Genomic DNA, 12,414 nt, shown 5'->3' with positions numbered 1-12,414 from the left:
GTAATCATTATTATTTACCCGCTAGCGGCACTTTTGTTTTGCGAAATGCCAGACTTTCTTTGCGGGATGCCAAGAATGAAAAATTCGGGGAACTTCATGAGCCCGGCGTGGTGCCATCGGGCGATGGGGTTGGTCATGTGGTAGGACAGAACCGCTACCCGCTGACATGTACGAGCCTCATATTCGGGCCGCGCGTTCGATACATTCAGGCCACGCACGCAAGTGTCATACTGAAACGCCCCGCGACCGTTCATCCGGTCGCGGGGCGTTTCGTTTCCGAACTGTTGCTCTTTGTCTCGTGGTGCAGGGCGGCTGAGGGTTATGGATCTGGGGTTACGAATCAGGGGTTACGGCGCGCTCACTCCCGCTCGACCCACGCCTTCCAGCCGCCGTATTCGCTGATGTCCACTGCCACTGGGCAAGATCAGGAATCAAGTAGTTATCGGGCAGCTTCAACAAGCGACAATAAAAAAAGTCCCGCGATAGTCGTGTCTGGCCACGACTTTCACGGGACTTTTGCCTACGAGAGGGTCACAAGCGTGAAGGGATGAGCCTAGCCCTTGCTGTCGTCGGCACTTTTGGCAGGCCCTTTGGCAGAGCTCGCGTCTTTATCGGACCGCTCGTGGACGGGTAAAGCACCTTCTTCAGGGCCGGCTTCATCACCCGGGGCAGTGTCCTCACCTGTAGCCGTTGCAGCGGAAGGCTGAGCGTTTGAGGTGTTGGCACCGATACGCTTGGTCCATCGCTGGCGGGCAAAGCGGCGCAGATTGGCCACGTTGTCCGTCTCGTCGATGATGTCTTCACCCAGGATCGTCTCCATCACGTCTTCCAGCGTGATGACACCCAACCAGTTGCCGAGGTTGTCGTAGACCACGCACAGATGCTGGCGTTCGCGCTGCATGAGTCCAAAGGCATGTTCGACGTTGTCTTCGGCGTGCAGCTCGCTGATCGGGCGCATCAGGTCCTTGAGCGGCGTAGTGGGCTCTGCCTGATGGGCATCTGCCCGGTGGATCATGCCCAGTGTTCGTTCATCGGTGGTCATCACCGGGTAGCGGCTGAAGGGCCAGACCGTCAGCTGGTCATTGAATTCGGCCACGCTCATCTCGGGACTGACCGTCTGGCAGACAGGGCGCGGCGTCAGCACGTCACGCACCTTCATCTCATGCAGATTGAGGATGTTGGTGATGACGCGCTGTTCATCGTTTTCCAGGGCTTTCTTGTCGAGCCCCATCTGGGCCAGTGCCTTGATCTCGCCACGTACATCGATGTCATGGGCATCCTTGCCGATGCGCGAGGTGATCAACTCCGACAGCCAGATCAGCGGCTTGAGCGCGATGACCATGGCATTGAGCACGCCGGGCAGCATCGGCGACAGCTGACGCCAATAGGTGGCACCGATGGTCTTGGGGATGATTTCCGAGGCCACCAGGATCAGCAGCGTCATCACCGCTGAGGCCACGCCCACCCAGGCTTCCCCGAAGACGACTGATACCTGCGCGCCCACCCCCGTGGCACCGACGGTATGCGCGATGGTATTGAGCGTCAGGATGGCGGCCAGTGGCTTGTCGATATTGTCCTTGAGCTTGGCCAGAGCGGCGTGGCGCTTGGGGTGCTGGTCTCTCAGGCTGGCCACATAGCTGGGGGAGAGCGACAGCAGCGCCGCCTCGAGCACGGAGCAGATGAATGAGATGCCAATCGCGATGGCGGCAAACAGGATCAACAGAAACATGAGGCGTGCTCCTTGGGAGTAAGGCATCCATTAGTGACATAAGGCGCAGCACTGTCAAACCCGTGAATTCTCGCAGAGTTTTCAGCCTGCTGGCCAAGCTTGCCAGCCTGTGCCGTAAAGTGCCGTTGACTCGAGGGATGCAAGGGGGCTGCAAAAGAGAGCTGGGCTTTACAAGAGACAAGGTGCAATACTTGTTTGATAATGAGATTGTTTTGCTTTCGTCAATCATTATATTTTGTGGCGCCAGCCGTAGTCGCAAGCCACGGCCTGGCATTGCCGCTGAGTGGCACCGTAAGCCTCTTCAGCTGTCAGTGCGACCCGCAGCAGGCGGCAAGCCTTCATCAGGATTCACATTGCAGGGATTTGCAGCGACATGTCACAGCCGCTTGGAGCCATTGCCGACAGTTCAGTTGCTCGCCGCATCATGGCGTCATCACAACAGAGCCCTTCATCGCTCAGCGAGCGGCGAGGCTGGCGAGCGGTGAAGTACCCGCATTGTGAGGGGCAGGTGCATGATCTGCATCCCTGGCGGGATGCGCATCTGACGCTGTGTGATCTTGAGGTGTCACGCGCCTATCACGGCCAGCATCAGTTTCACGAGGGGCTCTATCTCTGCCTGGTGCTGGAAGGGAGGCTGACGCTATCAGGCGTGGATGGCGCGGGAATTGACTTGTCAGCGGGGCAAGGCGGTAGCTTTCGCCCGGCAAGGACGCAGTCTTCGCCGCCGACGCTGAAAAGCTATCACCCTCAAGGCCGCCTGCGCTGTATCAGTTTGCATCTTGAGGGCGAGGTTAGCCAGTCCCTGCAGGTGCGACGGGGTCTGGCGAACTGGGATGCTTTGCCTTGCGCGCGTCATTCCAGCCCGTTGGAGTGGACGCCGGGGCGCTGGCTTCATCAACAATTGGATGAGCGTGTCAGAGTCCCTGATGGTGAGGGCTCACGAGGAGAGTGCGAGAGGTCAGCGATCACCGCCTGCGAAGGGGATATGCTGGAATGGCAGGGAATAGCGCTGCAGTTGCTGGGGGCGGCACTCAAGCGCCGTGCTGATGAGGCACAGGACGTACCGGCGTCCCCCGCGTCTCCCGCATCGTCATTAGTGTCCCCATCGCGACCCCACAGTGTCTGTCGACACCTGGAGGCGGTACGCCAGCGCCTTGCTGCCGTGCCGCATGGCGCGTACTCGCTGGAGGAGCTGGCACGGGTGGCCTGCATGAGCCCCTCCAGCTTGCGCCAGAAGTTTCGCCAGGCCTTCGGGCAGTCGCTGGGCAGTTATCAGCGTGAATGTCGCATGCGGTGTGCCGAGCAGGCCTTGCGGCGCGGGGTGAGCATTCAGCAGGTGGCGCATCAGACGGGGTATGCACATGCCTGTAACTTCGCCACGGCCTATCGGCGTCATTTCGGGGTGTCGCCACAGGAGGCGCGCGCCAGGTTTCATCGCGTCGATTGAGCCGCACTGGCGGCGAGCACCTGACAATCGGCTTGGGGTTGTCACAATACGCAAGCGGGCACCTCATGGGTGCCCGCTTGCGTATGTCGTACTCGAAGGTTCAGTGCTGCGTCGTGCTGGTGATGCGAGCTGGTCTTACAGGAAGGGAATCATCGGCAGCACCACGTCATCCAGCAGGCCCGTCGGGTAGTGCAGGTTCATCGCCGCCTGCATGCCGAGCAGGAAGACTGCCACGCCCAGCGCGAAGAGCCCTGCGAACAGCGGCGACTTGCGCGCGATGGTGAGCTGGAAGCCCAGGCAGAACAGCACGGCGGTGGAGACGAAGCCCAGCAGCGCACTGACACCAATCAGCACGAAGAAGCCGAGTACCACACCCACTGCCTTGAAGGCTGGTTGCTGGACGCGAATCATGCCGCGACGCCAGCCGTTGAAGACCACGGCGATCACCGAGAGCAGCGTGATGAAGGCGGCCAGCGTCGGGAAGGCCTTGCCGAGTGGCATCAAGTCCTTGACGTCGTAGAGCGCCCACAGGGCGGCCGCGCCCATCATCAACAGCAGCAGGAAGTCGACGCCACCGAAGCCACGCGATTCCAGGACATCTTCTTCCGGGGACGGCGCGCTCTCGACCACTTCATGGGTCTGGCGGCGACGCATGATCGCCTTGCGAATCACCGGCAGGAAGAAGGCCAGCAGGATCAGGCCGAGAATGATCAGTACCCCCGGCCGCAAGAAGGCTTCGGCGCCGTGGAACTGCATGCTCTGATAGAAGTAGTTTTCGGCGCCCGGTGCCAGCACGAAGCCGATCAGGAAGGCGGGACGCGACCAGCCAGCACTCTTGAACAGCACACCGATCATGCCGATCATGCCCAGCGCGGCCCAGTCACCCAGCGAGCGACTGGCCTGATAGGCAGCGAACAGGATCAGTACGGTGATGGCAGGGGCCAGAATGGCGAAGGGCACACGCGTCAGCTGCGCGACCGGACGCGCCAGCATCAGGCATAGGCCCGCGCCCAGGATGTTGGCCAGCGCCAATGACCAGATGATGGTGTAGGTCATGTCCAGATTGGTGGTGATCATCGACACACCGGGTTCCAGACCCAGTAGCAACAGCCCACCCAGGAAGACCGCCGCCGTGCCGGAGCCTGGCACCCCGAACAGCAATGTTGGCACCATGGCACCGCAGGCGCAGGCATTGTTGGCGGATTCGGGCGCGATGACGCCGCGGATATCGCCCTTGCCGAACTGGCTCGGGTCCTTGGCGGTCTTGACCGCGAAACCGTAGGTGATCCAGTCGACCACGGAGCCTGCCAGGCCCGGAATGGTCCCGATCAGGCTGCCGATACCGGCACAGCGCGCGACCAGCCACTTGTTCTTGACCACATCCTTGATGCCGGCAGACCAGCCCTTGCCCAGGTCGGTGTTGCCGTTCTTGGCGATACTGCCACGTCCCAGCAGCAGCTCGACGATTTCCGGCAGGGCGAAGATGCCCAGACCCAGCACGATCAGCGGCACGCCGTCGTACAGGTAGTCGATATCCAGGTTCATGCGGTACTCGCCGGTCACCGGTGCGGCGCCGATGGCACCGACCAGCAGGCCGAGGCCGCAGGCTGCGGTGCCCTTGAACAGGTTCTTGCCCGACAACACCGCCACCATCGTCAGGCCCAGCAAGGTCAACACGAACAATTCGGCTGACGAGAAGGCCAGTACGAGGGGGCGTGCGACGAGGATGAAGCCGGTCAGGATGATGGCGCCGATCACGCCACCACACAGGGAAGACAGGAAGGCGCTGGTGAGCGCGCGGGCTGCCTGGCCCTTCTTGGCCAGCGGGAAGCCATCCAGCACCGTGGCTTGCGACGCGCTGGAACCGGGAATGCCCATCAGGACGGAGGCGAAGGTATCGCCGGTAGGAATGACCGCGACCATGCCCATCAGCATGCCCAGGGCGTAGCCCGGGTCCAGTCCATAGAGGAAGGGCAGCAGCAGGGCCATGCCGGCGATGCCGCCCAGGCCGGGAATGATACCGACTAGCAGGCCGACGAAGATGCCGATCATCATGAACAGCAGATGCGTCAGCGTGAAGACGTGTCCAATGCTGGACAGGAGAGTGTCGATCATGGCGTTACTCAACCTCTTGTTCTTCTCTAGATGCTTCTCTAACACTCAGAGGCGGTGCCGGGGAGAGCATGGTGAGGCAGGGAGTGAAAGGCTCACGGGGCTGCTGGTCGGCAGCCCCGTGAGTGGGTCCCCATCACACCCGGGGGCAGACCGTTACGGGTGTGATTGCGCGCCTCAACGAGATTGCAGGCGGATATTGTGGCGTTCCATCAGCCAGTTCGTGACCCATTCGTGCTCGGCTTCGCTCAGCTGCATGGCTTCCTGAAGCTGGGTCGCGGCGGCCTTGCCGACCATCAGGCCATAGGGCCCGACCTTCTCGGCGGCCTCCTTGAGGAACTCGGGGTCCTTGGCCAGATCACGTGCAGCCTGGCGGTAAAGCTCCAGCAGCTCCGGATCCACGTCCTTCGGCACCAGCAGCATCTTCTGCATGGCGTAACCGGAGGCGAAGAACTTATGGAAGATCTGGTAGGCCTCGTCGTCACGTGAATGGCCTTCCTGGGCCAGATACAGCTCGGAGAAGGTCGGCAGGTCCGGGAAGGACGGATCGCGCTCGATATGGCCTTCGTCATCCATCACGCCAAGGCTGAACAGCGGTACGGCCTGGTTGGCGTCGACCAGCGGCGTGACGTTGCTCTTGTAGGCGGAAGTGGTCTGGAAGTCGAGGGCGACTTCGCCACGCTCGAAGGCCAGGCGGCCTTCACCACGGCTCTTCATGCCGAAGACCGGGTCGACCTGGAAGTCGAGCAGATCGAAGGTCATCAGCACCGGCATCTCGAGCCCGGTCGGGTTCTGGCCGGCGAACTTCACTTCCTGGGAGGCGAGGGCCTCGAGCGCACTGGCGCTGTCCTTGCCCAGCGAGCTTGAGGCGTAGACGACACCCCCTGTCGGTGCGGCGAAGATCGGCTCCCAGTCGGCATAGTCATAGCGCACGCGACGGTCGCGCAGCATGGCCGGATACTGGGTAGAGGCCGAGGTGACGACCATCTCGTCGCCGTCATCGCCGGCACGCTTGCTGAACAGGTTGACGCCGGTGATAGAACCACCGCCCGGGACGTTGTCGATGACGACAGCCGGGTTGCCCGGCAGGTCCTTGGTCATCCAGTTGGACATGAAGCGTGCCCAGACGTCCGTGCCGCCCCCGACACCGAACGGGACGGTCCAGGTCAGGGTGTCAGGGACTTCCGCCGCGGCGTGAACGGCTGAGGACAGTGGCATCAGGCCCATGACGGGCAGCATGAAGGCCAATGCGGTGGTGCGGGCATGACGCTTGAGGGTCTGGCGCTTGGGGGTAGACACGATGATGGACATGGTCTGACTCCTGATTATTGTTGGAATGCGTTGTCGATCAGTGATGCGCTATCTGCATGGCGGCGCAGTCAGGCTATTTCGTTTAGCGAAAATTCATTGTAAATCAATATACTGCAGTACCTGCTCGTTGCCTGTCGACGAACTCTTCGCCTCTGGCGCTTGCCAGTGCGGTCGTCTGGCGTGTCATGCACGCCCAGGCATCTCCACCGAGTCGGGGAGGTTCAAGAACACCTCGCCACTCATGATCTTGCGTGCCGTGCGCAGCAGAGACACGCGGCTGGGGGTCATCGGGTCGGCATTGGCATGCTCGACCTCGACATCCAGAAATCCGGCGGGATGTTCCAGGTGGACGTTTGCCGCCAGGCTATCCGGTGCCAGAGTGCCGGCCGCGAGTGCCACACGATTGGCCAGGGTACCCGGGATGCTGATCGCAACGGCCAGCGTGATGGCTCCCGTGACGGCCAGGGCGCCATGGCAGCGATGCGGCACGAAGTAGCGGGCGCATAGAGTGCCGTCCTGTGTGCGCGGGGCGGAGAGAATCACCGGCTTGGGCAGCACCGAGCCGCTGACGTCGCCCATGCCCATCAATTCCCCCGCCTTGAGGCGAATCTGCTCGAGACGTGCCATCGCCTCGCGGTTGGCGTCCATCTCGGCCGGCGCTTCGTTGCCCGCCCAGCCCAGACTTGCCGCTTCGATCAGCACTACCGGCGTGGCGGAGTCGAGACAGGTCACCTCGACGCCATCAATCACGTCGATGACCTGGCCGCTGGGCAGCATCTTGCCGGTCTTGGCGCCCACCGCGCCGAGGAAGCCCAGCTTGATGGCGCTGCCGGCGCCGGGCACACCACTAATGCGCGTGTCACCCTGGTAGGCCACCGTGCCGCCGGGCGTCGGCACCTGGCTGTCGATCAGCGTGCGGGTGTTGAGGTTGTGAATCCGCAGACGCGTCAGGTCGCCCTGCAGCGCAATCATGCCGGTTTCGATGGCGTAGGGGCCGACGGCGGCCAGCATGTTGCCGCAGTTGGGCGAGAAGTCGACCTTGTCGCCTTCTACGTCGATCTGAGCGAACAGGTAATCGACATCAGCTTCAGGATGACTGGGCGGCCCGACGAGGGCGACCTTGCTGGTCAACGAATTGCCGCCGCCCAGGCCATCGATCTGCAGTACGTGGCCGGAGCCCATGACCTGACGCAGAACTTCGCGACGGCCTTCGTCATCGGCGGGGAGGTGATCCAGACGCAGGAAGGGACCCCGAGAGGTACCGCCACGTAGGATCATGCAAGGAAGTGAATGCATCATGTTGGAACGCGCTCCTGTCTGTTTGCGCCTTCGTGAAGCATCACAGCCGATGATCTATGCATCAAATGCAAATAAAACCTATACTGCCTTCATTGTGCACATTAATCCGAAAACTGAAACAATAAGGTAGTTGCATGCATAGATTGGAGTTTCTGGATCTGTCGGCGTTCGTCGAGGTCGCCGAGAATCATTCTTTTAATGAGGCGGCAGAACGGCTGCATATTTCGCAGCCGGCGTTGTCGCGCCGCATCCAGAAACTGGAGGAGATTCTGGGCGCCAAGGTGCTCGAGCGCACCACGCGAAGAAGTCGTTTGACGCCCGTTGGTCGTGATTTCCTGCCCAAAGCCCGCAAGTTGCTCGAAGATTATGAGTCGTCTCTGGTCGGCGTCCGCGAGCTTGCCACCCACCGCAAGGGGGTGCTGACCATCGCCTGCCTGCCCACAGCAGCCTTCTACTTCCTGCCCAGCGTGGTGCGCGAATTCAATACCGCCTATCCCGGTATCCGGATTCGCATCTTGGATGTCAGCGCCAATGAAGGGGTCGAAAGGGTGGTCTCGGGGGAGGCCGACTTTGGTATCAACATGGTCAGTGCCCACCATCCGGCGGTGGATTTCACCTCCATCTATCGTGATCCCTTTGTGCTGGCCCTGCGTCGAGACCATCCTCTTGCACAGAAACAGCGCGTGGAATGGAGCGACCTGGATGATGTGCGCCTGATCACGGTCTCGCGTGACAGCGGCAACCGCATTCTGCTCGACAACACCCTGCTGTCCGCCGGCCTGCATCTGGATGGCTTCTACGAGGTACAGCATCTCTCGACGTCACTGGGTTTGGTCGAGAGCGGGCTGGGCGTCGCCATTCTGCCGTCGATGGCCATGCCGGGGCCGGAACACGAGGTACTGTGTCAGCGTGAATTGCCCGAACCGCGCATCGATCGCACCATTGGCCTGCTGCGGCGGCGCGGTGAGTCCCTGTCGCCGATCGCGGAACTGTTCATCGAGATTCTGCTCAAGCGCTGGAACTGAGTCGCTCGTCTGGGGCGAAGAGGGCTAAGGTCAGGGTAGGCAGGAGTGCGGTGGACAGGGTCGCAATGGACAGAGCCATAATTGAGAGCAGAGTGGCAGGCACCTCTCGCTAGGGTTGGCGTGGCGTGGCCTAGGGAAACACTGCACAAATCCTGCCGTTGGTGCCTGATCGCCACCGGCGAGGTAGAATCTGGCAATACCGCTACCGCCTGATAGAGCCCTCCGATGAAGCAGATCTCATTCGCCCAAGCAGAGCATCAGAACAAGAAGAAAGTGACTCGCCGAGAGCGATTCCTGGCCCAGATGGAGGCAATGCTCCCTTGGCACCAGTTGATCGATGCACTGTCGCCAGCCTACTTCCCGAATGCCGCGGGCAAGCGAGGCCGGCCGCCCATCGGGCTTGAGCGCATGCTGCGAATCTACTTCCTGCAACAGTGGTATGCACTGGCTGATGAGGCGCTCGAAGATGCCATCTACGGCAGCCAGGCAATGCGCGACTTCGTGGGGATCGACCTGGCCATTGAGAGCGTGCCGGATGCGACCACACTACTGCGCTTCCGCCACCTACTGGAAAAGCATGCCCTGACGCAGCGGATCTTCTAGGAGATCAATGCTCACTTGGCCGAGAAGGGACTGTTTATGCGTGAGGGCACTATTGTTGACGCCACTATCGTCTCGGCTGCGCCCTCCACCAAGAACAAGGCCAAACAGCGCGACCCCGAGATGAAACAGACCCGCAAGGGCAACCAATGGTACTTCGGCATGAAGGCCCATATTGGCGTCGACGCAGTGACCGGCCTGACGCATACCGTGGTTGCCACCCCGGCTAACGTGGCTGATGTCACCATGGTAGAGCACCTGGTGCGGGATGATGACAATCGAGTCCACGCTGATGCGGGCTACATCGGTATGGGCAAACGCCTGGACGAAGAGAAGGATGCAGGGATTCCCGTTGCTGTATCGCGGCCAAGCGAGGCGGTATCAAGAAGATGGAAGAGAGTCCGATGAAAGAACTGCTGCTGAAGATCGAGTGGACCAAGGCCAGTATCCGCGCCAAGGTCGAGCATCCGTTTCATGTCATCAAGAATCTCTTCGGCTACCGGAAGGTGCGCTACAAGGGGCTGGCCAAGAACCAGGCGCAGCTATTCAGCCTGTTCGGGCTAGCCAACCTCGTGCTGGCGACGCGATGCGAAGGACGCATTGACGGGGTCAGTGCGTCTTGAATTTCCCCTACCAGCCGGATAAACCGGCTGGTAGGGGAAATAGGCCATCTATACCGGTCAGAAAGCGACCGCTGTTGCGGTTGAAGCACCAGTCTGAGCGCTGTAAACGCGCAGAACCGAATTGATCATCGTTTCCCCAGTACATAAGATGGTTGTGTATAAGACATTCATGTTTCACGGCAAGGCCGATGAAACCGTCTTGATGTCGCGTGGTCAGCTGCCGTCGGGCGCCGGTGAGGTTCTTCTTCTCATCGCTTGTCCCTGCGGCCATTGATGACGTGGCGTCTTGCCTAACAAAAGGATGTACATGCCCATGAGTACCCGCACAGCCACTCACGCTACCTCTCGTCAGACGGCCCTCGCGCTGGGTCTGGCACTCGGGCTCGGCAGCGCGCTGCCTGTCAGCGCAGACGAGCCGATGGCTGCCGATGACACGGGCAAGCGCGCACCGCAGGGTGAACATACGCTCAAGCGTGCCCAGCTGGTCAGCTTGATCGAACAGGGCCGGCAGGAGCTGGCACCGGACTTCAATGGCTTTCTGACACAGGTTGCCGAACGCAATTCGCAGGACACAGCCGTTAGGGCCGCCATCGAGCAGTATCAGGCCGGCGAGTCGCTGGAGGGGGATGACTTCGTCAACGTCTATCGCCTGCTGGGGGTCTACAACCGACTGCAGTATGGCGATGACGTCCAGGAGCTGCTCAAGGAAATGGTCGCGATCCCGACCTTCAAGGTCGGTGAGAAACCCCAGCATGAAAACCCCGAGATCTCGCGTTTCGGTGAGTTGATCAAGGACAAGGCCGAGGCATTCGGCTTGACGTTCCGCAACGTGGATGACCGTGTCTTCGAGGTGGAGCTCAAGGGGACGGGGGAGGATGTTTTCGGCATTCTCACCCACGGGGATGTGGTGCCGGCGGACCAGGAGGGCTGGACGCTTGAGGATGGCACCCACCTGGATCCGTTCGAGGTCACCGAGATCGATGGCAAGCTGTACGGGCGTGGCACCGAAGATGACAAGGCCTCCATCGCCGCGGCGCTGTATGCCATGAAGTCTCTCAAGGAGAATGCGGTGCCGGTCAAGCGCACCATTCGTCTGATGATCGAGACGACGGAAGAGACCGGCGGTGAGGGCTTCGCCTATTACAAGACGCACAACGCGCTGCCCGAATACAACATCGTGCTGGACAGCGGCTATCCGGCAATCACTGCCGAGAATGGCTTCGGCACCATCGATGCGCGTTTCCCGCTGGCACGCGAGACACAGACGGGGCAGGCGGCGGATGCCCTGCCGGCGATCACTTCCTTCAAGGGGGGACTTGCGACCAACCAGATTCCCGAGCGCTCCGTCGCCACCCTGCACGCCAGTGATGCCGCGGGCGCCAAGGCGCTCAACCACAAGCTGGAAGCGCTTGGCAGCCGTTACGTCAACGAGCACGGCAAGGATTTCAGCGTCGCCAGTGAAGTGAAGGGCGAGGATGTCATCGTCACGGTGACGGGCAAGTCGGCCCACTCATCGGCACCGGCCAATGGCGTGAATCCGGTGACACGACTGGCGGGACTGCTGGCCACCTCCGGTATCGATTTCCAGGACAGTGCCTATGAAGATGCCGTGCACTACCTGAATGACAATTACGGGCTGGATTATCACGGCAAGCTGCTGGGCATTGCCTACTCCCATGAATTCATGGGGCCGCTCAAGGTGACGCCGACCTATCTGGAGAAAGAGGACGACGCGCTGCGTGTCGCGGTCAACGTGCGGGCTCCGGCGGGCGAGAAGTCGCCTGAGGAACTCAGCCAGGTGATTAAGGAAAAGCTCACAGCCTATGCCAGGGAGCAGGGCATGGATGTGGCGCTGAACGTCGAGATTCGCGACTGGATGCTGCGTGACCCCAGCGGTGCCTGGCTCCAGACGCTGCTCAACATCTTCGGCGATACCACGGGACTCGATGCCGAACCGCGTTCCTCGGCGGGGAGCACGACCGCCAAGCTGCTGCCCAATGCGATCAACTTCGGGCCGTCGATGCCGGGCGAGACCTATACCGGGCATACCTCTGAAGAGTTCAAGCGTGTCGACAATCTGCTGCTGGACATCCAGATGTTCACCGAGATGATGGCCCGCATCGGCAATCAGGATTCGCTCAAGTAATCGGGTGAGTTCGCGGGGCCGCCGTTATGTGAATCGCCTTTTGCATGGCATATTGAAATAGCCCTGGAAATTGCCTCTTGCCTGGGTGACAGGCATCACATGCCAACGCCCGCCACCGCCCC

The 12,414-nt window shown here is 61.1% G+C and carries 7 protein-coding genes and 1 pseudogene; 4 read left to right on the top strand and 4 right to left on the bottom strand.

Annotated elements, in window-relative coordinates; all coding sequences use genetic code 11:
* Nucleotides 1-553: 553 nt before the first annotated feature.
* Nucleotides 554-1,729: a CNNM domain-containing protein gene (locus MKZ40_RS15655; RefSeq protein WP_175090529.1), complete on the bottom strand. Its 1,176-nt coding sequence runs from the start codon at nt 1,727-1,729 to the stop codon at nt 554-556.
* 508 nt (nt 1,730-2,237) lie between these two features.
* Here MKZ40_RS15655 and MKZ40_RS15650 point away from each other — a divergent pair.
* Entirely contained in the window at nt 2,238-3,176 is a 939-nt protein-coding gene (locus MKZ40_RS15650) for an AraC family transcriptional regulator (RefSeq protein WP_282627964.1), read from the top strand.
* A gap of 135 nt (nt 3,177-3,311) precedes the next feature.
* On the opposite strand, the gene MKZ40_RS15645 is transcribed toward MKZ40_RS15650, so the two are convergent.
* The 3 genes from MKZ40_RS15645 to MKZ40_RS15635 all read right to left on the bottom strand — a co-directional run bounded on the left by MKZ40_RS15645 (nt 3,312) and on the right by MKZ40_RS15635 (nt 7,898).
* The gene (locus tag MKZ40_RS15645; protein ID WP_175090527.1) at nt 3,312-5,291 is read right to left on the bottom strand and encodes a tripartite tricarboxylate transporter permease; all 1,980 of its coding nucleotides are present in this window, start codon (nt 5,289-5,291) and stop codon (nt 3,312-3,314) included.
* A 174-nt stretch (nt 5,292-5,465) separates the two neighbouring features.
* On the bottom strand, nt 5,466-6,599 hold the full coding sequence (locus MKZ40_RS15640) for a tricarboxylate transporter (protein ID WP_254627195.1): 1,134 nt from the start codon (nt 6,597-6,599) through the stop codon (nt 5,466-5,468).
* A 183-nt stretch (nt 6,600-6,782) separates the two neighbouring features.
* Nucleotides 6,783-7,898, bottom strand: coding sequence for a 4-oxalomesaconate tautomerase (locus MKZ40_RS15635; protein ID WP_175090526.1), 1,116 nt, complete (start codon nt 7,896-7,898; stop codon nt 6,783-6,785).
* Nucleotides 7,899-8,032: 134 nt separating this feature from the next.
* Here MKZ40_RS15635 and MKZ40_RS15630 point away from each other — a divergent pair, with 134 nt between their 5' ends.
* The 3 genes and pseudogenes from MKZ40_RS15630 (at nt 8,033) to MKZ40_RS15620 (ending at nt 12,292) form a co-directional block, all read left to right on the top strand.
* On the top strand, nt 8,033-8,923 hold the full coding sequence (locus MKZ40_RS15630; protein WP_043332186.1) for a LysR family transcriptional regulator: 891 nt from the start codon (nt 8,033-8,035) through the stop codon (nt 8,921-8,923).
* 225 nt (nt 8,924-9,148) lie between these two features.
* Nucleotides 9,149-10,146 (top strand): annotated as a pseudogene (locus MKZ40_RS15625) (IS5 family transposase).
* A 313-nt stretch (nt 10,147-10,459) separates the two neighbouring features.
* Nucleotides 10,460-12,292 (top strand): dipeptidase, encoded by a 1,833-nt coding sequence (locus MKZ40_RS15620; protein WP_254627194.1) that lies wholly within the window; start codon nt 10,460-10,462, stop codon nt 12,290-12,292.
* Nucleotides 12,293-12,414 lie beyond the last annotated feature (122 nt).

The sequence above is a fragment of the Cobetia sp. BMC6 genome, assembly GCF_029991385.1.
GTDB lineage: Bacteria > Pseudomonadota > Gammaproteobacteria > Pseudomonadales > Halomonadaceae > Cobetia.
Note: the sequence above shows the minus strand (reverse complement) of the source record. Positions and strands in the feature narration are given on the sequence as shown.